The 21,177-nt window shown below is 43.4% G+C and carries 16 protein-coding genes and 1 tRNA gene; 3 read left to right on the top strand and 14 right to left on the bottom strand.

The window, feature by feature from the left end; all coding sequences use genetic code 11:
• Positions 1 to 18: 18 nt before the first annotated feature.
• The 4 genes from WMO37_RS00715 to WMO37_RS00700 are packed head-to-tail and all read right to left on the bottom strand — an operon-like array spanning position 19 to position 5,850.
• Positions 19 to 2,469: a homocysteine S-methyltransferase family protein gene (locus tag WMO37_RS00715; RefSeq protein WP_349154014.1), complete on the bottom strand. Its 2,451-nt coding sequence runs from the start codon at positions 2,467 to 2,469 to the stop codon at positions 19 to 21.
• Positions 2,462 to 3,145, bottom strand: coding sequence for a vitamin B12 dependent-methionine synthase activation domain-containing protein (locus tag WMO37_RS00710; RefSeq protein ID WP_227089545.1), 684 nt, complete (start codon positions 3,143 to 3,145; stop codon positions 2,462 to 2,464). Before WMO37_RS00710 ends, WMO37_RS00715 begins: the two co-directional genes overlap by 8 nt.
• Entirely contained in the window at positions 3,133 to 4,242 is a 1,110-nt protein-coding gene (locus tag WMO37_RS00705; RefSeq protein WP_349154013.1) for a M20/M25/M40 family metallo-hydrolase, read from the bottom strand. The genes WMO37_RS00710 and WMO37_RS00705 overlap by 13 nt, the downstream gene beginning before the upstream one ends.
• Before the next feature lie 3 nt (positions 4,243 to 4,245).
• Positions 4,246 to 5,850 carry a DEAD/DEAH box helicase gene (locus WMO37_RS00700; RefSeq protein WP_022432798.1) on the bottom strand — a complete coding sequence of 535 codons (1,605 nt, stop codon included), beginning with the start codon at positions 5,848 to 5,850 and terminating at the stop codon, positions 4,246 to 4,248.
• Between the two features lie 158 nt (positions 5,851 to 6,008).
• On the opposite strand from WMO37_RS00700, the gene abc-f reads away from it, so the two are divergent.
• The 3 genes from abc-f to WMO37_RS00685 all read left to right on the top strand — a co-directional run bounded on the left by abc-f (position 6,009) and on the right by WMO37_RS00685 (position 9,830).
• Complete coding sequence (abc-f, locus tag WMO37_RS00695; protein WP_349154012.1) at positions 6,009 to 7,943, top strand: ribosomal protection-like ABC-F family protein; 1,935 nt, start codon at positions 6,009 to 6,011, stop codon at positions 7,941 to 7,943.
• Positions 7,944 to 8,100: 157 nt separating this feature from the next.
• Positions 8,101 to 8,559 carry a CYTH domain-containing protein gene (locus WMO37_RS00690; RefSeq protein WP_349154011.1) on the top strand — a complete coding sequence of 153 codons (459 nt, stop codon included), beginning with the start codon at positions 8,101 to 8,103 and terminating at the stop codon, positions 8,557 to 8,559.
• Positions 8,556 to 9,830, top strand: coding sequence for a chloride channel protein (locus WMO37_RS00685; RefSeq protein ID WP_349154010.1), 1,275 nt, complete (start codon positions 8,556 to 8,558; stop codon positions 9,828 to 9,830). The genes WMO37_RS00690 and WMO37_RS00685 overlap by 4 nt, the downstream gene beginning before the upstream one ends.
• Before the next feature lie 162 nt (positions 9,831 to 9,992).
• Here the strand turns inward: WMO37_RS00685 and WMO37_RS00680 are convergent, their stop codons facing one another.
• The 10 genes from WMO37_RS00680 to WMO37_RS00635 form a co-directional block, all read right to left on the bottom strand.
• Positions 9,993 to 11,033, bottom strand: coding sequence for an ABC transporter substrate-binding protein (locus tag WMO37_RS00680; protein ID WP_349154009.1), 1,041 nt, complete (start codon positions 11,031 to 11,033; stop codon positions 9,993 to 9,995).
• Positions 11,034 to 11,089: 56 nt separating this feature from the next.
• Positions 11,090 to 12,808 carry a single-stranded-DNA-specific exonuclease RecJ gene (recJ, locus tag WMO37_RS00675; RefSeq protein WP_349154008.1) on the bottom strand — a complete coding sequence of 573 codons (1,719 nt, stop codon included), beginning with the start codon at positions 12,806 to 12,808 and terminating at the stop codon, positions 11,090 to 11,092.
• Positions 12,809 to 12,895: 87 nt separating this feature from the next.
• Complete coding sequence (secD, locus tag WMO37_RS00670) at positions 12,896 to 15,124, bottom strand: protein translocase subunit SecD (protein WP_349154007.1); 2,229 nt, start codon at positions 15,122 to 15,124, stop codon at positions 12,896 to 12,898.
• Between the two features lie 42 nt (positions 15,125 to 15,166).
• On the bottom strand, positions 15,167 to 16,525 hold the full coding sequence (gene scfB, locus WMO37_RS00665; protein ID WP_022432805.1) for a thioether cross-link-forming SCIFF peptide maturase: 1,359 nt from the start codon (positions 16,523 to 16,525) through the stop codon (positions 15,167 to 15,169).
• Between the two features lie 102 nt (positions 16,526 to 16,627).
• On the bottom strand, positions 16,628 to 16,774 hold the full coding sequence (gene scfA / locus WMO37_RS00660; protein ID WP_012739622.1) for a six-cysteine ranthipeptide SCIFF: 147 nt from the start codon (positions 16,772 to 16,774) through the stop codon (positions 16,628 to 16,630).
• A 73-nt stretch (positions 16,775 to 16,847) separates the two neighbouring features.
• On the bottom strand, positions 16,848 to 17,819 hold the full coding sequence (locus tag WMO37_RS00655; RefSeq protein ID WP_022432806.1) for an AEC family transporter: 972 nt from the start codon (positions 17,817 to 17,819) through the stop codon (positions 16,848 to 16,850).
• Between the two features lie 154 nt (positions 17,820 to 17,973).
• Positions 17,974 to 19,092 carry a PD-(D/E)XK nuclease family transposase gene (locus tag WMO37_RS00650; protein WP_349154006.1) on the bottom strand — a complete coding sequence of 373 codons (1,119 nt, stop codon included), beginning with the start codon at positions 19,090 to 19,092 and terminating at the stop codon, positions 17,974 to 17,976.
• Between the two features lie 135 nt (positions 19,093 to 19,227).
• A complete protein-coding gene (locus WMO37_RS00645; RefSeq protein WP_349154005.1) occupies positions 19,228 to 19,719 on the bottom strand; it encodes a hypothetical protein in 492 nt (163 codons plus the stop codon).
• A 274-nt stretch (positions 19,720 to 19,993) separates the two neighbouring features.
• Positions 19,994 to 20,797 (bottom strand): bifunctional hydroxymethylpyrimidine kinase/phosphomethylpyrimidine kinase, encoded by an 804-nt coding sequence (gene thiD / locus WMO37_RS00640; RefSeq protein ID WP_349154004.1) that lies wholly within the window; start codon positions 20,795 to 20,797, stop codon positions 19,994 to 19,996.
• A 248-nt stretch (positions 20,798 to 21,045) separates the two neighbouring features.
• Positions 21,046 to 21,130: transfer RNA gene (locus WMO37_RS00635), tRNA-Leu, on the bottom strand.
• Between the last annotated feature and the right edge of the window lie 47 nt (positions 21,131 to 21,177).

Here is a 21,177-nt window from a genome sequence, read left to right as displayed (position 1 = left end):
ATAATATTTTTTATTATATCACCCCAGCACTCTTTTTGCAATATCTACGGATTCCTTGGCATCCTTTGCATAAAAGTCGGCATGAATTTCTTTGGCATATTCCGGTGTCAGAACCGCACCGCCTACCATAATTTTGCAATCCAGCTCATTTTCATGAAGCAGTTCAATCGTCTTTTTCATGGAAACGAGTGTCGTTGTCATCAGGGCAGAAAGTCCGACCAGCTTGACATCATTTTCACGGACTGCATCAACGACCGCCTGATATTCCACGTCTTTTCCGAGGTCAATCACGTCATAACCGTAATTTTCAAGCAGAACCTTTACAATATTTTTACCGATGTCGTGAATATCACCTTTGACAGTTGCAATGACGATTTTGCCTTTGCTGACCGGTGCGGCGTTACTCTGCACCATATGTTCACGAATGACTTCAAACGCCGCCTGTGCAACGGAAGCTGCCATAATCAGCTGCGGCAGGAACAGCGTTCCCTTTTCAAAGTCCTCGCCGATTTTATCCAGTGCCGGAATCAGCACTTCATTGACAATTACCATGGAGTCATTGTCTTTTAACAGTTCTCTTGTGAGGTTCGCACCCTCATTTTTTAAGCCTGCATAAACCGCATGGAATAACTGCTCTTTACAGTCACCTGCCGGTACAGCTGCCGTCTGTGCCCCCGCCGGTGCCGCACCTGTGCTTCCCGCTGCCGGTTTTGCCGCCGGATTGATTTTTTCAACCTTTGGCATATTGGCATAGGCTTTAATATAATCCACTGAATTTTTATCAATATTGGCAAGCAGTTTGTAAGCTCTGACCGCCCCCGTCATTTCCGGAATATTCGGATTGATAATTGGAAGGTCTAAGCCGTTTTGCAGCGCCATGGTTAAGAAAATGTGGTTGACTAACACTCTGTTTGGCAGACCGAAGGAAATGTTTGACACGCCCAGTACGGTTTTTAAGCCTAACTCATGTTTTACACGGTAAACTGCATTTAACGTTTCCATAACACCTTCCTGCTCCGCGGAAGCCGTCAGTGTCAGACAGTCAATATAGACATTTTCCTTTGGAATACCGATTGCCTGCGCACGCTCTAAAATACGCTGTGCAATCTTAAAACGGTCTTCTGCCTTTGGCGGGATTCCGTTCTCATCGAGTGTAAGACCGACAACTGCCGCACCGTATTTTTTTACAAGCGGAAGCACTGCCTTTAAGGACTTTTCCTCGCCGTTGACCGAATTGACAATCGGTTTTCCGTTGTATACACGGAGTGCCGCATCTAACACTTCCGGAATCGTGGAATCCACCTGTAACGGTACATCAACAATTGCCTGAATAGACTTTACGGCAGAAATCATCATTTCTTTTTCATCAATTCCCGGCAGTCCGACATTTACATCGAGAATATCCGCACCCGCACCAATCTGCTCCAATGCCTGATTTAAAATGTAGTCCATATCGCCGCGCAGCAGGGCTTCCTTAAACAGCTTCTTACCGGTCGGATTGATACGTTCCCCGATGATACGCGGTTCCGTAATTGTCACTGCCTTTGTAGGTGAGCAGACTGCTGCCGGAATTTCCTTTTCATGCCAGAAACCTGCATTGCCGTCCGTATGCAGCATTTCGGATACACAGCGGATAAAATCCGGTGTTGTACCACAGCAGCCGCCGAATACTTTAATGCCGTATTTGCGCAGGTTCTTCATCATCTGTGCAAATTCTTCCGGCGATACATTGTATTCATTGGTAACAGGGTCGGGAAGTCCCGCATTCGGTTTCACGATAATCGGCAGGTTTGTCCACTCGGAAAGCTTTGCAACGACCGGCTCTAATTCTGCCGGTCCTAACGAACAGTTGACACCCAGCGCATCTACACCCAGTCCGCTAAGGGTCAGTGCCATGGATTCAATACAACAGCCTGTGAAAGTTCTCTGATTGATTTCAAAAGTCATTGTAACCGCTACCGGTAAATCCGAATGTTCTTTTGCCGCAAGTACCGCCGCTTTACATTCAAGCAAATCGGTCATGGTTTCAAAAACGACAAGGTCTGCGCCTGCCGCGCTGCCCGCTTCAACGATTTCACGGTACATATCATAAGCTTCTTCAAAAGAAAGTGTACCGGTCGGCTCTAAAAGCTGTCCAATCGGACCAACATCTAAAGCGACAAGTGCCTGCGGATTGACATTTTCACATGCCTGCTTTGCATTTTTAATGGATGCCTTTACAATCTCATCAACACTTTTTCCGCATTCTTCCAGCTTATAACGGTTTGCACCGAATGTGTTGGCATAGATGACATCTGCACCTGCACGCAGATACTTTTCATGAATCCCGACTAAAAGCTGTGGCTGGGTAATACTTAATACTTCCGGTGTTTCGCCCATTTTCATGCCTGCTGCCTGAAGCATTGTTCCCATTGCACCGTCAAATACAACGTATTCTTTTTTCAAGAGTTCCCTAAAATTTTTATCCATTACAATGACCACCCTTTATTCTGTACTGACATTTTTCTCTCATATTACAGGTCTGACAGCCTCTTGCCACACCTTTTACCGGTTCTTTCGACAGCCCGATAACGGCCGTCACGGACTTTGTCGGAATCAGCATAAATGAACTGCTGACACTTAATCCAATCTGCTTTGGAGCATTGAGCAGTGCCACAAAATCTTTTTGCTGTTCAATCGGCAGATCGCCGTAGCCCAGCCCGAACCGGAACGTCTGATAATACCCCTGTGTCTGTTCTTTTAAAATCTGCTCGAATTTATCACATACCTGCTCGACTGCCACACTTGCAAGGCTGTCCATTACAAATGCTTTCGTAATGTCAGATACCTGTGCAATCCGTAACTGTCTGTCGATTCCATCCGATATGGTTGCCGCAAAAAATGCTGCCTTTTCACAGCCCTTTAAATGTTTTTTTATAGAATTGCCGCGCAGTATAAAATCCGTGCCTTCCGCACACACGCCCTCCTCACATTCCCTGATGTCAAAAATGCGGTAGACATAACGCGGTCTTGCCTGTGCAAGCACCGTTTTTTCACAGTCTTTCATCAATGCCATAAACGCATCATCCGGAGTCTGCCCGCCGCTTCCAAGATACCGCAGAGCTTCCTGCCTGTTCAGATTGTCTAATTGTATCAGTCTTTCCATATAAAATATTTTCCTATAAATGCTAATATAATGTTATAGCCTTCTTCAAATGAGCCGGCATCGACCCACTCCTGTCTTGTATGCGCACCGCCGCCTCTGTAGCCGCCGAAACTGACCGCCGGGATTCCCATGGACAGCGGGATATTGCAGTCCGTTGAACCACTGCGCCGTACCGGCTCTCGACCCGTATACCGGCAGATGACTTCTGCTGCCGTATCCGCAAGTGCCTTTTGTGCCGCTTCGGGTACACCGTTTCCTGTCGGACGGAAACCGGTCAGTTCATACGATATCTGCACTTTGGCAAACCCCTCTGCATTATTAAAAGAATCAAAAATATTGCAGAGCTGTTCATCAATCTTTTGCAGTGCCTGTGCATCATCGGAGCGCACTTCTGCAAGAAATGTACACTTTTGTGCAATCGTATTGACCGAGGTACCGCCTTCTATCATTCCGACATTATACGTTGTCTGCGTGCCTTCGCAGGGCTTTATGCGGTAAATTTCATGAATCATTTCTGCCGCCGTTTCAATCGCACCTTTTTGTCCGAATGCGTGAAATGAATGTCCGCCCGGCGCCGTCACTGTCACACGGTAGCGTTTTGAGCCGACCGCTTTGACACAAACCGCATCACTGCCTAAATCAAATGAAATAACCTCATCTACCTTATCCTTATAATCCTGCATGAGCTGTCGTGTTCCGCGGCAGTTGCCAAGTCCTTCTTCACCGGTGTCGAAAACGAACAGCAGATTCTTTAAAGGTCTACATTTTTGCCCGATAAGTGTCTTCATTACCGCCATTAAAAAGGCGGCATTGCACGTATCATCGCCAATTCCGGGTGCACTCAGGATGTTTGCATTTTTTACTACAGAAGTGTCTACATCTTCAAACACGGTATCCATGTGTGCCATAAGTACGGTATAACCGCCCTCCTGCACCTTCATTTCCACAATGACATTGCCTGCCGCATCTGTAAACGGGTGGTATCCCAATTCCTTTAACCAGTCTGTAATGTATTCTGCCCTTTTCTGTTCCCTGCCTGTCGGCGCCGGAATCTGCACCAGCTTAATCAGCAGTTCTTCAATCTCTGCCGCATTCATGATTTACTTGCGTCTTCCCTTCTTCTTTCTGCCGCCCTGTGCCTTTTCGATATTAATGCTTCTGCCCTTAATCTTAGCATTAGACATTGCCTTTAATACTTTATCGGCATGTTTTGCAGGGACTTCTACAAAGGTATAATTGTCAAGCATGTCAATCGCACCGACTAATTTACCCGGCATACCGCTCTCGCCCGCAATCGCACCTAAAATATTGGCTGGCTTGATTTTATCTTTCTTACCCACATTGATAAACAGACGTACCATGCGGTTATCGTCCTCATACATATCAAAATGGACTTCTTCCACATCATCATCTCTGTCAAGCGAATCGCCAATAACCATTTTTAAAAGCGCCGCCGCCATATCCATTGAAGTATAATCTTCATCATTGACATGATTTTCAACCATTTCTATCATATCAGAAATTCCGCCTTCTGCAATGGTTTCCTTAATTTTTTCAAAAAGCACTTCCAGCTTTGTATTCTTTACATCATCTAATGAAGGAATCGGCTTTGCCTTAATCTTTGTTTTACAGTAATGCTCGATATCCTTTAACTTATAAACTTCTTTTCCTGATATAAATGTCAGTGCCAGACCTTCTCTGCCCGCACGGCCTGTTCTTCCGATTCTGTGTACATAGTATTCTTCGTCCTGCGGTAAATCGTAGTTGAATACAATATCCACGTCATCCACATCAATGCCTCTTGCCGCAACATCTGTTGCAATTAAAATCTCAGTCTTTCCGTTTCTGAAATCTGCCATCACACGGTCACGCTGTGCCTGCTTCATATCGCCGTGGATTCCGTCGGCAAAGTATCCTCTGCCCTTTAAATCGGAAATGAGTTCGTCTACCTGGCGCTTAGTATTACAGAATACGACAGATAATCTCGGATTATAAATGTCAATCAGTCTGCAAAGCACTTCACATTTGTTCTTCGGACGAACTTCGTAATAATACTGTTCAATATTTTCTACCGTCAGTTCTTTTCTGACAACTTTAATGACCTGTGCATCATTCTGGAAACGTTTTGCAATATCCATAATGGCTTTCGGCATCGTTGCGGAGAAAAGCACGGTCTGACGGTCTTTTGGTGTATCGGTAAGAATCGTTTCCATATCTTCACGGAAGCCCATATCTAACATTTCATCGGCTTCATCTAAGATAACCATGGAAACGTGGTCAAACTTTACGGTCTTTCTTCTCATATGGTCCATTACACGTCCCGGTGTACCGACTACAATCTGCACGCCTGCTTTTAATGACTTAATCTGCTTGACAATTTCCTGTCCGCCGTAAACCGGAAGTACCTTAATGTCGCTCATGTACTTGGCAAGCTTTCTGATTTCTTCAGATACCTGCACAGCAAGTTCTCTGGTCGGGCAGAGTACGATTGCCTGCACCTTTTTTAAATCCGGGTCGATTTTCTGTAACATCGGAATGCTGTATGCGGCAGTTTTACCGGTACCGGTCTGTGCCTGTCCGACAACGTCCCTGCCTTCAAGCACCGCAGGAATCGCATTTGCCTGAATCGGTGATGCTTCCTCAAATCCCATGTCTTCCACTGCTCTTAATATTCTCTCATCGATATTTAATTCTTCAAATTTCATCTATAATCCTCTATCTGTTTCTACTTAATGAATGTGCAACTTTATAAGTATATACTAAGAACGCGTGCAAAGTCAAAATATTTTTACATGACAACCCCTGTCTTTTCATGTATAATAAATGATAAAAGACTTTACGATACGAAAGGAATCTTTGCATTATGATTTTATCATGCAACAACATCACAAAGACTTTCGGAACGGATGCGATTCTTTCCGACTGCTCTTTTCATATAGAAGAACGGGAAAAAGCGGCGATTGTCGGGCCAAACGGCGCCGGTAAATCCACTCTTTTAAAAATCATTATGGGCAGGCTTCCCGCAGATGACGGAACGGTCACGATTTCTAAAGATAAGACTTTAGGGTATCTTGCACAGCATCAGAATCTTTCTTCTGACGGTACAATTTATGACGAACTGCTTTCCGTAAAAAAAGACATTATCGCACTGGAAGAAAAAATCCGCGAAACCGAACAGCAGATGAAAAATGCCACAGGTGAACAGTTAGATACACTGTTAGACCAGTACACCAAAATGAACCACCAGTTTGAACTGGAAAACGGCTATGCGTACCAAAGTGAGATTGTCGGTGTGTTAAAGGGTCTCGGATTTACAGAAGATGATTTCTCCCTGCCTGTCAATACCCTCTCCGGCGGTCAGAAGACGCGCGTTGCGCTTGGTAAGCTTCTGCTTTCCAAGCCGGATATTATTTTACTGGACGAGCCGACTAACCACTTAGACATGGAGTCTATCCGCTGGCTTGAAAATTATCTGCTTGGATATAACGGCAGTGTCATCATCGTTGCGCATGACCGTTACTTCCTTGACAGAATTGTCACAAAAATTATTGAAATTGAAAATACACATGTGACGGTATTTTCCGGCAATTATACCGCTTATGCCGACAAAAAAAAGATTCTGCGCAATATGCAATTAAAGGAATATTTAAACCAGCAGCGGGAAATCAAGCATCAGCAGGAGGTTATCACAAAATTAAAGCAGTTTAACCGTGAAAAGTCCATTAAACGTGCCGAAAGCCGTGAAAAAATGCTGGACAAGCTGGAAGTTGTCGACAAACCGGCAGAAATAAACGACAAAATGAATATCGAGCTGAATCCGTCCGTTATCAGCGGCAATGACGTTTTAAGCGTTTCGCATTTAAGCAAAGCATTTGACGACAATACACTTTTTACTGACATTAGCTTTGACATTAAGCGCGGGGAACGGGTTGCCCTGATTGGCAATAACGGTACGGGAAAAACAACGATTTTAAAAATTATCAACGATATTCTGCCTGCCGACTCTGGTGAAATCAAGCTCGGCTCTAAAGTAACGATTGGCTACTACGACCAGGAGCACCACGTATTAGACCCAGACAAAACCTTGTTTGACGAATTGCAGGATGCCTACCCGGATTTAAACAATACACAAATCCGCAACACCCTTGCGGCATTTTTGTTTACGAATGACGATGTGTTTAAGTATATCCGTGATTTAAGCGGTGGAGAACGCGGACGTGTTTCACTGGCAAAACTGATGTTATCCAACGCAAACTTTTTAATCTTAGATGAACCAACCAACCATTTAGACATGGTTTCAAAGGAAATTCTTGAAAATGCGTTAAATTCGTATACCGGTACGGTTTTATATGTATCGCACGACCGTTATTTTATCAATACCACGGCAACACGTATTATTGAGCTGGTCGGACAGACAACCGTCAATTACATCGGCAACTACGATTATTATATTGAAAAGAAAGATGCCCTGACAGCCGCCGCGCTTGCCGGCAAACCGGCTGATTCTTCTTCCGCCGTTTCTGCCGCACAGAAAAACGCCCAGAAGGAATCTGCAAAAGCGGACTGGAAACAGTCTAAGGAAGAACAGGCACTGTTAAAGAAGAAAAAAAATGAGCTGAAAAAAACCGAAGAACGGATTACCGTCATTGAAGACCGCTTAAAAGCAATTGAGGAAGAATCCGCACTTCCGGAGGTCTGTACCGATACGGCACGTCTTTTGGAACTGCACAAGGAAAGCACGAAGCTTTCCGAAGAACTTGACACGCTGTATGAAAAGTGGGAAGAACTGTCGGAATAGGAATGAGGAATAGTGTGAAAAATCCTTAAATCTAAGATTTTTCACACAGCGATTTGTTTCTGAGCAAAAACAAATCGCTATGATGGCAGATGAGAAATCGCCTACGCGAATTTCTCATCGCCGCTTCGCAACAAGTTGCTCAGAAATGAGGAATATTATGGAAATTGAACGCAAATATCTGGTATCGGAAGTACCGGCAAATTTAAAGGACTATCACTGCCGTGTCATTGAACAGGGCTACCTTTCAACCCATCCTGTTGTACGGGTCAGAAAAGATAACGATTCCTATTATCTGACCTACAAAGGCAGTGGGATGATGGCGCGCGAAGAATACAACCTGCCGCTGACAGCGGAGTCCTATGAACATCTGCTTGCCAAGGCAGACGGAAATATTATCACCAAAAAACGCTATGAAATCCCGGACGGAACAGGGAAAACGATTGAACTGGATTTATTTGAAGGTGTGTTTTCGGGACTGACACTCGCCGAAGTTGAATTTGAATCGGTTGAGGAAGCCAATGCTTATATCCCGCCGTCATGGTTTACGAAGGATGTCACCATGGATACAGCTTACCACAACAGCAATATGAGTAAAAAGGTCGTGATAAAACCATGAAAACAAACTTTAACACAGATGAAATAAAGGTTGTCCTGCACCGCCTGATGTTTGCGGTGACGACTTTTATCAAATGGCTTGCCTGTTCGGTTGTCTGCGGTGTTATCCTCGGACTTATCGGTACATTTTTTTATAAACTATTGGGACTGGTCACGGTATTCCGCGAAACAAACCCATGGATTTTATTCGGACTGCCGGTTGCCGGACTGCTGATTGTCTTATGCTACCGGCTCGCCGGAGAAACCCGCAATACCGGAACAAACCTTGTCATTACGGCTATCCAGTCCAATGACGAGGTGCCGGTACACGTTGCGCCGTTAATTATTCTTTCCACCCTGCTGACACACCTCTGCGGCGGTTCTGCGGGACGTGAAGGTGCGGCACTTCAGGTCGGCGGTTCGATTGGCAACTTTTTTGCCAAACTCCTGCACTTTGATGACAAAGACACGCGTATTATGATTATGTGCGGCATGAGCGCCTGTTTTTCCGCTCTGTTTGGCACACCGATTGCCGCCGCCGTCTTTTCAATGGAAGTCATCAGTGTCGGCGTGATGTATTACGCAGCGCTTGTACCATGTGTGGTATCTGCACTCACGGCGCAGAGCATTGCAAAATATTTCGGCATTGCTGGAACACATTTTGCACTCGCTGAACTGCCTGATTTTACAATCGCTTCCGGCGGCAAAATGCTTTTAATGTCCGTATTATTTGCCTGCGTAAGTATTCTGTTCTGCGTGGCACTGCATACAGCTTCCAGACTTTATACAACTTATTTTGAAAATCCATTTATCCGCATTTTTATTGCCGGACTTTTGGTGATTGCACTGCGCTTCATCTTTCAGACAACGGACTTTTTAGGCGCAGGTGCGCCTGTGATTGCCTCAAGCTTCACAGCCCGCTGTGCATGGTATGTATTCTTACTGAAAATCCTTTTCACCTCCGTCACGCTCGGCGGTGGCTTTAAGGGCGGTGAAATCGTACCGACACTTTTTATCGGTGCGACACTCGGCAGCTTTTTATCGGGATTTTTCGGTCTGCCTGCGGGGCTTTGTGCCGCCTGCGGCATGGTCAGTGTGTTCTGCGGTGTCACAAACTGTCCGATTACATCACTGATTCTTGCGATTGAAATGTTTGATATGGCGGGCATGAAATACTGTGCGCTCTGTATTGCCGTAAGCTATCTTTTATCCGGCTATTACAGTCTGTACAACAGCCAGAAAATTATGTATTCCAAATACCGTACGGAATTTATTAACCGCAATACACATTAAAATGCATGTTTCATATATGCAAAAACAGCCGTTTACAGTGCTTTATCCGGCAGGATTTCTGACCGGGTATGCCACCGAAAAAACGGCTGTTTTTATTTATCGTGTTTTTATCTGAAAATATACCTGCAAATACCTCTATAAATACTGTTTTTACAGATCTATCTATTTTACATAAAACCCGTCATCCGGCATCTGACCGCCTACGGCATTCGGGTTGGCATCGCAAAGTACCTTTAAATACTTTTCAACTTTATCCTGCATTTCCTGTCCTGTAATCAATGTAATATTACACTTCGGAATTGCCTTTTTAGCCACTGCCGCTTTGAAAATATCAAAATCTTCAACGAGCTGTGCCGCACCGTCCACATTGCTGTTTACATACTGAACTGATGATTTATATTCTTTTAAGAAATCATCGACTGCCTGACGGTTGTTTTTATAAAATTCGGTATTCACCACAAGAACGCCTGTAACAACGGTGCTGTCTGAACCGTTTAACTTCTCCCATTCTTCGGTGACATCGAGTGCAATTCTTGTATCCGGCTGCTGCATTAAAACCGTTGCTGCATACGGCTGTGGGAGCATTGCAATCACTTCTTCCGTGCCTGCATTTGCCATGACTGCCGCTACTTCTGCCGCTTCGGATTTGAATTCGATTGTCACATCACTGTCAGGATTTAATCCGGCACTGCTTAACAGATAACGCAGGGTATACTCCGGTGTCGTTCCCTTTCCCGTTGTATAAATGGTCTTTCCCTTCAAATCTGCAACTGTCTGCACCGAATCGCCTGTATCTAAAATTGATAAAACACCTAGCGTATTAATTCCTAATATCCTGATTTTACCGTTGCTCTTATTATACAGGGTTGCTGCTGCATTACACGGAAGCGCCGCCAGCGCTACATTGCCTTTAATCAGGTCTGCGCTGAATTCATCTGCCGTCGCCGCAATCTGGAATTCATAATCATTTTTAGCAGTCTGCTCTTTGGCATTTTCCATCAGCTGTACCATGCCGATTGCCGTCGGACCTTTTAATGCTGCTACTTTAATCTGCTGTTTCAAAACTGCTGTGGTTTCCGCTGTATTTTCACTGCCTGCCGCTGTTGTCTGCGGATTCTGCACATTTTTTTTACCGCATGCCGCCAGTCCCAAAAGCAGGACTGCACCAAGAAGCAGTGCGGTTACTTTTACGCCTTTTCTCATTTTCTGCTCTCCTTTGCTTGTTTTCATCCCTACCTTAGCATACTTTTTATGCAATATCAAGTTGTATAGCACCATTCCTGAACGATAAACTGTAATGTCTGATTTCCCCTGAATTCATTAATATCCGGGTAATACACAATGGAGATTTCTTTTCCGCGAAGCGGCATATCTTCTTCTTCAACCTTAAACTGAATTGCATCAACAACGTGTCCCTGCGTATCTTCCAATTGCATTTTTAATACATTTTTGTTTTTTCCAATCATATTGGCGGAACGCACCGTAAGCTTTCTGTCGGCAAAAACAGGCTTTTCGTTGCCCTTTCCAAACGGCTCTAGTACGCGGAGCTGTTCCACCAGCTTTTTACTTGCATACGAAACCGGCATCGGAACATCAATCCAGGTCACCGGTGTCAGTTCTTTTTCTGTCAACGTCTGCTGGCGGTTGAGTTTCGCACGGAACAAATCAATATTTTCCGTCGGCAGGGATAAGCCCGCCGCCATCGGATGTCCGCCAAATTTTGTAAGCAGTTCCTTGCATTTTGTGATTTCTTCAAACATATTATAGCCTTCAATCGAGCGGCCCGAACCTTTTGCGCCGTCCGCCGCATCGGTAATGACAATCGACGGCTTGTAGAAATGCTCTCTTAAACGGCCTGCGATAATCCCCGCCACGCTCTCATGGCACTCCGGCAGATACACCGCCAACACGTTATCTTCATACAAATCCGTTCCTTCGACCATTTCAATTGCTTTTTTCGCTTCCGTATCCGTCATATTTTTGCGTTCTTCATTTAATTCCCGCAATTCCTGTGCCATTTCATGCGCCTTACCGGGTTCGGTGCATAACAATAGTTCAATTGCACGCTGTGCCGTGTCAAGCCGTCCGCTGGCATTTAAACACGGTCCAATAATAAATCCGATATGATATGCCGATAAATGAGCCGCATCCAGCTCGCAGGCTTCAATCAGCGCCCGCAGTCCGGTATTTTTTGTCGTTGCAATCCATGCCAGCCCCTGTCTTACGATGACACGGTTTTCATCTTTTAAATCCACGACATCGCCGACCGTTGCGATTGCCGCAAGTTCCGTATATTCTTTAAAATCCGTCTTGTCCAGTCCCAGTTTTTCATATAAAATCTGCATGACCTTGTATGCCACAACCGCGCCGCAGATTTTATCAAACGGATATTCACAGTCCGGCTGTTTCGGGTCTACTATTGCATCGGCGCAGGACGTCAGCAGTTTCTTTTCGCCGTTTTCCTCGGTAAACGGGATATCGTGGTGGTCGGTTACAATCACCGTAAGCCCGTGTTCCTTTGCATACTGAATCTGTGGAATTGCCGCAATACCGTTATCACAGGTCAGAATCGTATCTTTCCCCTCTGCAGCCGCATTGTCAATTAAATGTTCATTAATCCCGTATCCGTCCGTAATCCGGTGCGGCACAACGTAATCCACGTCTACGCCAGCCTTTTTTAATGCTTTATAAAGAATTGTAATCGAACAAATTCCGTCAATATCGTAATCCCCGATAATCCGGATTTTTTTATGCTGTGCGATTTTTTCCGTTAAAATATCTACCGCTTTTTGTGCATCCTTTAACAATTCCGGTGCGTGCAGTCCGTCGATACTGCCGTTTAAATACATCTGCATTTCTTCATCGGTACAGACGTCACGGTTGCGCATAATCCGCGCAATCACCTGGTCAATTCCGTATTTTTGCTCTATCGCCTTAAAATCCGCTTTTTTGGCATATACCAGCCACTTACTTTTCATTTGCTCTCCATTCTAAAAAAACAGGGGACTCTTTATTTAGAATCCCCTGTCAGATTTCTCAAATTTACTTTTACTGCTCAGTGTGTCTTAAACCTGCGCGCCGTCTTCGTAAGTCTTTGCTTTTACAGGCTGTTCATTCACAATACCGCGCTTCTTTCCGCCCATGATATACCACAATGCACTTGTGATACAGATTGACGAATAAGCACCTGCCAGAATACCCACAATCAATGGTGCCGCAAACTCTTTTACAGATGCAACGCCGAAGATTAACAGGCATACCAGCATAATGAGTGTTGTCAGTGTCGTATTGACATTTCTTGTAAATGTATATGTAATTGAAGAATTTACAAGTTCTGTAATATCGGTCTTTGCATTGGCACTCTTTAACTTCTCACGGATTCTGTCAAAGATAATGATTGTACCGTTGATAGAATATCCGACGATTGTCAGCATACATGCAATAAACGTTGTTCCGACAGATACTCTTGCCAGTGCATAGAAAGTCAACACAATCAATACATCGTGAATGAGCGCAATAACAGCGGCTGCCGCAAAGCGGATATCACGGAAACGGAACCAGATGTAAATCAGCATACAAACGGTTGCAATAATGACGGATACAAACGCATCACGCTTCGTCGTTGCACTGACAGATGAACTGATTGTATCAGATTCTACAATTGTACCATCCTGAACCGGATACTTTGCAGTTACTGCATTTTCCATTGCTTCACGCTGGTCTAATGTTAAATCCTTTGTCTTAAAGGATACCTTTGTACTGTTCTGTACCTTCTGCTGCTGTACTTCCGTTACATTTGCAGCTGTTTTGATAATCGGAATCATGTCATTTTCGATTTCTGCCTGTGTGTATTCCTTATCAAATGTAAAGGTTGTTGTTGTTCCGCCGACAAATTCAAGGCTGTAATTTAAAGTCTTCTTACCTGCTGCGGAAAATGCACCCATACCGATAAATCCTGCCACGATGACAACGATTGAACCTATAAAGCACCATTTTCTGATACCGAGTACGTTAAAGGTCTTTTTATGTACGGTCTTGCCATACCACTTTGGATCGGTAAATCCGAAGTTATAAAGCAGCTTCATAATCACTCTTGTAATTACAAGTGCCGTAAACATTGAAGCTACAATGCCGACTGCCAGTGTCGTTGCAAAGCCCTTAATCGGACCTGAACCGAAAATATAAAGAACAGCTGCGGAAATCAGTGTTGTCACATTACCGTCGACAATCGCTGACAGCGCTTTGCTGTAACCGGTTGTAATGGCACTTTCAACGGCTCTGCCCGCTGCAATTTCTTCACGGATTCGTGTATAAATAATGACATTTGCATCAACAGCCATACCGATACCGAGGATAATACCTGCGATACCCGGCAGTGTCAGTGTCAGATCGTATACGCTTACTAAAATTAATACACCTGCTGTGTAAATCCATAATGCAATCGTTGCGACAACACCCGGAATACGGTAAACTGCAATCATAAATACACATAATAAAACCAGACCGAGAATTGCTGCATAAAGGCTGGTCGTAATCGCATCATGTCCTAACTGTGCACCTACGATGTTAGAACTTACTTCCTGTAAGGTCAGCGGAATTGAACCGATTCTTACGAAAGTTGCCAGTGTGTCGGCTGATTCATAAGATTCCATATTGGTAATGGATGCTGTTCCGCCTGTGATTTCTGACTGTACAGTCGGCGCACTCTTTACTTCACCATCATATACAATATAAATAATTTTATTTAAGTTTGCCTTAGTGGCTTCGGCAAATTTTGTAGAACCCTCATCTGTAAATGTAAGCTGTACCCCAAATGAACTTGATGAGTTTGATGAGGTATCTGTGTATGCCTGGGCGCCCTTCACATCAGAACCGGTAAGCAGCGGTGTGTATTCTTCGCCGTTTGCCCATGCTGTATAGCCGTCTGAATCAAGGAATTCCAATGAACCCGGTGTACCGAGTTCCTGTAAAATTTCGTTGGCATCCGTAACACCCGGAATTTCAACTGTAATACGGTTATCACCGGCTTTATATACCTGTGATTCTGTACTCTTACCCTCTACACGCTTTTGCAGCTTGTAAATCGTATCATCGACATCCTGTGATGTAGGATTGTCTTCCTGAATTTCGTAAGTAATACTTACGCCGCCTGCTAAGTCCAGACCCAGATTGATGTCTTTTGCACTACCTGAACCATTTTCATCAATACCAAAGATAGCAATGAGTGTAAATCCGATTGCCATGGCTGCAATGATGATGGAGTAGCAGACTTTTTTTGTCATGTTATACTTCATTTTTGCGGTTACTCCTTCTCCACATTGTTCATTTTGGTCCGTTTAATCCTCTGCCAGTGCTGCTTTTATCATAATCGCACATTCAATTCTTTTTCTCTGCAATTCACAACCTATATCATAAGCATCGTTGATATTGCCGTGGAAATTGTATGAATTGGCCGCACAGCCGCCGCTGCAGTAAAACTTTGCAAAGCATTTTTTACATTTTTCCTTAGAATAAACATTGCTGTTTTTGAATTCTTCACGGATATCTGTTCTTGTGATTCCTTCATCAACATTTCCCATCAGGAACTTTTCATTTCCAACGAACTGATGACATGGATAAAAATCTCCCCACGGGGTCACTGCAAGATACTCACAGCCCGAACCACAGCCGGATAATCTCTTTGCCACACATGGACCGCCGTTTAAATCAATCATAAAATGGAAGAAATTAAAACCGTTGCCGGCTTTCTTTCTCTTAACCAGTTCTTTTGCAAGCATGTCATACTGCTCACAAAGATAAGGAATATCTTCCTCCCTGATTGCATATGAATCTGTCGGCTGTGCAACAACAGGTTCTACGGAAATCTGTTCAAATCCTTCATCTGCCAGATGCAGAACATCTTTTGAAAAATCCAGATTGTTATGCGTAAAGGTGCCTCTTACATAATAATTCATCTGGTTTCTGCTCTCTGCAACTTTCTTAAACTTCGGCATGATAATATCATAAGAACTTCCGTGTCCGTTTCTTGTCGGACGCATCAGGTCATTGATTTCTTTTCGTCCATCGATACTTAATACGATGTTGGACATTTCTTTATTTGCAAATTCAAGAATCTCGTCATTTAACAGGATTCCATTGGTTGTAAGCGTAAAACGGAACTTTTTGTTGTTCGCTTCTTCAATACTTCTTCCGTATTCAACAAGCTGTTTTACAACTTCCCAGTTCATTGTCGGTTCTCCACCGAAGAAATCGACTTCCAGATTCTTTCTGGAACCGGAATTGGCAACTAAAAAGTCAAGCGCTTTTTTACCGACTTCAAAGCTCATTAACGCTCTGCGGCCGTGATATTCACCTTCTTCTGCAAAACAGTAGCGGCAGGCAAGATTACAGTCATGCGCAATATGCAGACAGAGTGCCTTTACAACCGTCGGTCTGTCTTTAAATGCATCGATATAATTTTCATAAATATCTTCTGTAAATAACTGTCCTGCTTCTTTTAACTGTTCTATTTCAGAATAAGCCTCTCTGATATCATTTTCCGGGTACTTGTTTTCAAGTTCCTCAACAATTGTATCAAGCGGCATCTTCTCATAAAGTGCGATGATATCATAAACCATATCATCTACAACATGTACTGAACCACTGTTGACATCCAGCACGATGTTATAACCATTATTTTTATACTGATGTACCATTTCTAATTTTCCATTTCTTTTCTTAATTGCTGTCTGCACAATAATCCTATTGCGAAAGAAAGAGAGTGTTGATAAAACCTTAACACTCTCTTATCAATTACATTAGTTATTCTTGTTCTCGCAGCTCTGATTACCTACTGTGCAAGAAGTCTTGCAGGCTGACTGACATGATGTCTGGCATTCGCCGCATCCGCCGTGCTTCATTGTATCTTTCAATACGCGGTTGCTGATTGTCTTAATATGCTTCACGACAATACCTCCTTTTGTTTATAAACTAACGTTTATTATATCATAGCCTTGTTTTCATTTCAACTGTTTTATATCAGATAAGCCCCATACTGCGTAACAGGTAAATCCAGCCGGTCAGCGTAATAGAGGATAATAACGTCGTAAGTACAATGATACTGGATGCTAACACACCGTCATTGTCCATATTTTCCGACATAATATAGCAGCTCACGGTTGTCGGTGATGCCACCATAATAAGAATTGCCACCAGCTCCTGATTGCGGTATCCCATGGCAACAGCTATCGGCAGGCAGACTGCCGCAATACCGATTAACTTAATAAAGGTTGCAATTACGGTCGGCTTAATCTTTTTAATTGCCTTTCTGCCCTCAAAACCCGCACCGATTACAATCAGCGCTATCGGTGTCGCCGTCTGCGCGATACTTGTCAGCGTCTTATTAATAATCACCGGGAACTGCACATGCAGTAATGAAAACGGCAGTCCCAGTACGATTCCTATAATAATCGGATTTTTTAAGACATTGATAAAGGCTCTCTTAATTACCGCACTGTGTGGCTCTTTCTTGACCGCACTGCCTGTTTTTACCTCCGGGTGTGCTTTTAATGTCAGAATAATGACCGAATAAATATTAAATAACGGAACGGCTGATACAATCATCAACGGTGCCATGCCGGTTGATGAGTACATATTCTGAATAAATGCCATGCCAAGAATTGCTGCACTGCTCCGGCAGGCGCACTGCACAAAGCTTCCCTTCTGCGTATCGTCCTTCATCAACAATTCCGTCACCACCCATGTAATTACGAAAAATGCTGTTGTTGCAAGCATACAGTACAGCACAAACCGGATATCAAACTGCGATGTCATGTCCGCACTTGAAATCTGCTGGAATAACAGCACCGGCAGCGCTACATGAAACACATATTTATTCGCCTTACTGACAAAATGTTCATCAATCACACCAAGCTGTTTTATCACCCAGCCGACAATCATTACCAAAAAAATCGGCACTGTTGCATTAATACTGTAAATAAAACTATCCATTCTTATCTTTTCTCCCTTTTCACCTTATAATCTGTATTAATTTCTAACGCATTTTACCATATATTGTGATATTTTTTGAGGGAATTGTCAAGAATGATGCTGTTTTTACAACAACTGTGCCTTTGTTCTGCTCTGTTAAAGTTTTGCGGAGTCTTTACTGTTTCTTTAACTGTTCAATCTGTGCCATGACTGACTGTAATTGCTGCTTCATTGTTTCAATTTCATCTTTTTGTGTGTCAATGGTATTCTGTTTAGCCTCTAGTTCTTCCTTTTGAGTATTAATGGTTGTTTTCTGTTCTTCCAGTTTCTCCTTTTGTGTGTCAATGGTTTCTTTCTGAACATCAATGGTATCCTGCATTTCATCTATCATGTACTGCACCGTGTTTCTATCCAGTTGAATCAATTCCTTTGAAAACATTTCCATCACCTTTTCCACATTCTGACACATGACATAGATTTCTTCGTACATCTCTTTAAACTCCGGGTACTGTCTGATTAATTCAATGATAATCTCCGGTTCATCTGTACTTAAAAATGTCAGCCATGCCTCTGTCCTATTCCAGCAGTTTCCACCACCGTTCTTCCCGTTACTCTTAACATTATTGTGGTAGATTGTACGAAAAATGTCAAGCGGAATAAACACATATTTTTGCAGTAATTCAAGCTCTAATCCTGTATCTGACTGCTGTTTGAATTTGTGAATATAGTTTTGGGGATATTCGTGAAATTCTTTGATACTTGTTTCAAAGAATACGATCGTATAGACGGATTTTATATCCTTATAACTGAAGGCTTTTTTCTTTTCGCCTTTGACCCTTTTATACTGTCTGAGCAGTAAATCCGAAGAATAACAGGCACTTCTCTGTCCCGGAAATCTGTACCCGATTTTCTGGACTTCGACATTGGCAAGACTGGTATCGGCAAGTTCTACTAAGATGTCCATAATCAAAAGCGACTGTTCATCGGCAAGCCTTGTAGAATCTCCCGGAAGCACTCTTTTTATCGTAACGCTCTGCCCTAATAAAAGGGATAGTAATTCGTTGAGCCGCTCCGGTGTGTTTTCAGGATTCATAATTTCTTTAAAGAACGCATCGTATAAAATTTTGACACCTTTTACTCCCGTGCAGTAATCTAAAAATTCTTCCTGCTGTTCTTCGTCCCATTCCCGATATTTTTCTAATAGCTTCGGATTCTCACGGATTTCCTGCTTGATGTCCTCCCGCTCGCGAATCATTGGAAAGTATTGTTTTAATTTACTTGTGCTTTTTGGCAATCGCACCGCCCCTTTCTTTCGCAGTTTATTCATCGTTCAATAACATTTATTAATATACATCGGTGCTTATAAATATTATTGATGTATTTACTATACTTCATATAATACCACTTGTCAATATATTTTTTCAATTATTTATATAATGCCCCTGATTTCATATATCTTCTCTACTACATTGTTTCCATATGGATGCCCATTATCATTCGGATAATTCGTTACATCATCTGCCGGTACTCCTGACGGCTCTCCTGTCGTATATTTATTCGTATGCCAGATACTCGATTCACAGGCTGGGGCATATAATGCCAGTCCATATGTGGTTATTCTTCCGTCACTTTTTTCTGTCGTATTTAATTCTCCTTCAAATGCAGGATGTATATGACTGTTATCTTCAGGGTCTTCCATTCTTTCTCCATTTGAAAAACAGATATTGGAATACTCTCTGTTAAACTCATTATGTTTTCCTATCCCGTCACAATATACTGCATTGGCTGACCACTGTGGTACATTATAATATGTAGGTACTCCCAGTTCTGAAAGCACCATGCTTCCATGTTCCAGTTCTGTGGTTGATGTTGCACTGTTGTCACACAGCCACCTTGCTGTTCCATAAATGTATTTGTACACTCATTAATACTTTTCCTCCTGTAACTTAATATTTATACTTTTAGTAATATTATGAAATTGGAAATTTCAACCAATTCCCACGCCCATTATATATAAAAAAAAACTATAATAATAGTTTTCTATATATCTGCACCTCTGCCACAAATTTTTCCAAAAACAGCATTTTCCAATCCGCTCTGTCTACAAACAAAAAACCACAGAAACGGCTGTGTTTAGCACGCACCGTTCCTGTGGTTTTGTCTTTTATATTTTATCTGTTATCCGCTAATTCCCCTTATTTTTCGCCCTGAATTTCCAGCCAGTATGTATGCTCCAGCGGTCCACTGCCCTTTCCGAGGTTTAAGCCCGCCTGCAATGCACCTGTAATGTAACGTTTTGCATTTTCCACGCTCTCCTGCATGGTGTGTCCCATTGCCAGATTACATGCGATTGCCGAAGACAGCGTACAGCCTGTGCCATGGGTATTGTCATTTTCCACACGCTTTCCTTCAAACCAGAACGTCCCTTCCTTTGTATAAAGGCAGTCGTTGGCAGTATTGCGCTCATGTCCGCCTTTTACAAGCACCGCCGTATCCGTTCCGATTTTATCATAAATCGCCTTTGCCGCCGCTTCCATATCCTGTGCATTTTCAATTTTTCTACCGCAAAGCACTTCCGCCTCCGGAATATTCGGTGTAATTACGCTCGCAAGCGGCATAAGCTGTGTCACAAGTGTTTCCTGCGCTTCCGGTGCAATCAGCCGGCTTCCGCTGGTAGACACCATAACCGGGTCTAATACGACTCTGCCCGGCCGGTATTGCTTTAAGGTGTCTGCTATTACCTGAATCAGCCCGCTGTTGGATACCATGCCGATTTTTACCGCATCGGGGAATATATCCGTAAAAATGCAGTCTAACTGGTTCTTTAAAAATTCCGGTGATACATCGTAAATGCCGTATACACCGGTCGTATTCTGTGCCGTCAGGGACGTAATGGCACTCATGCCGTAAAGCTTATGCGCCGCAATCGTCTTTAAATCTGCCTGAATCCCCGCGCCGCCGCTGCAGTCGCTCCCCGCTATCGTCAATACTGTCTTCATAACTCTCCTCTTTTCCGTAAATGCTTCCGAATCTATTTGCAGCGTCTACGGCACAAATAGCTGTATAAATCGAAATGAATGTGCAAAGCACATTCTCGCGCCGAGCGCGGTCGTTTGCGACAAACTACATCTTCGCGCGAGTGCGCATCACCGGCACGTAGTGCCTTTTGTGCAATAGGGAATTCTATCAGAATTTCCTATTACACAAAAAAGGCTTGTACCGTCAATCCGATACAAGCCACCCAAAGTGCAGTCGGCGGGACTTGAACCCGCACGAGCGCAATGCTCACTAGATCCTTAGTCTAGCGCGTATGCCAATTCCGCCACGACTGCGTATTATGTAGCGCCGTAATCAACAGCGCCTATACATAATACCATTG

Origin of the sequence: Lachnospira intestinalis (assembly GCF_040095895.1) — a bacterium.
GTDB lineage: Bacteria > Bacillota > Clostridia > Lachnospirales > Lachnospiraceae > Lachnospira > Lachnospira intestinalis.
This window is presented reverse-complemented; position numbering and strand designations above follow the sequence as displayed.

Bases quoted from the DNA above. Each gene is read 5' to 3' on its own strand.
- thiD (WP_349154004.1), bottom strand. From the start codon at position 20,797: ATGAAGACAGTATTGACGATAGCGGGGAGCGACTGCAGCGGCGGCGCG.
- WMO37_RS00690 (WP_349154011.1), top strand. From the start codon at position 8,101: ATGGAAATTGAACGCAAATATCTGGTATCGGAAGTACCGGCAAATTTA.
- WMO37_RS00710 (WP_227089545.1), bottom strand. From the start codon at position 3,145: ATGGAAAGACTGATACAATTAGACAATCTGAACAGGCAGGAAGCTCTG.
- WMO37_RS00680 (WP_349154009.1), bottom strand. From the start codon at position 11,033: ATGAGAAAAGGCGTAAAAGTAACCGCACTGCTTCTTGGTGCAGTCCTG.
- secD (WP_349154007.1), bottom strand. From the start codon at position 15,124: ATGAAGTATAACATGACAAAAAAAGTCTGCTACTCCATCATCATTGCA.
- scfB (WP_022432805.1), bottom strand. From the start codon at position 16,525: ATGGTACATCAGTATAAAAATAATGGTTATAACATCGTGCTGGATGTC.
- recJ (WP_349154008.1), bottom strand. From the start codon at position 12,808: ATGAAAAGTAAGTGGCTGGTATATGCCAAAAAAGCGGATTTTAAGGCG.
- WMO37_RS00685 (WP_349154010.1), top strand. From the start codon at position 8,556: ATGAAAACAAACTTTAACACAGATGAAATAAAGGTTGTCCTGCACCGC.
- WMO37_RS00655 (WP_022432806.1), bottom strand. From the start codon at position 17,819: ATGGATAGTTTTATTTACAGTATTAATGCAACAGTGCCGATTTTTTTG.
- WMO37_RS00715 (WP_349154014.1), bottom strand. From the start codon at position 2,469: ATGGATAAAAATTTTAGGGAACTCTTGAAAAAAGAATACGTTGTATTT.
- WMO37_RS00705 (WP_349154013.1), bottom strand. From the start codon at position 4,242: ATGAATGCGGCAGAGATTGAAGAACTGCTGATTAAGCTGGTGCAGATT.
- WMO37_RS00700 (WP_022432798.1), bottom strand. From the start codon at position 5,850: ATGAAATTTGAAGAATTAAATATCGATGAGAGAATATTAAGAGCAGTG.
- abc-f (WP_349154012.1), top strand. From the start codon at position 6,009: ATGATTTTATCATGCAACAACATCACAAAGACTTTCGGAACGGATGCG.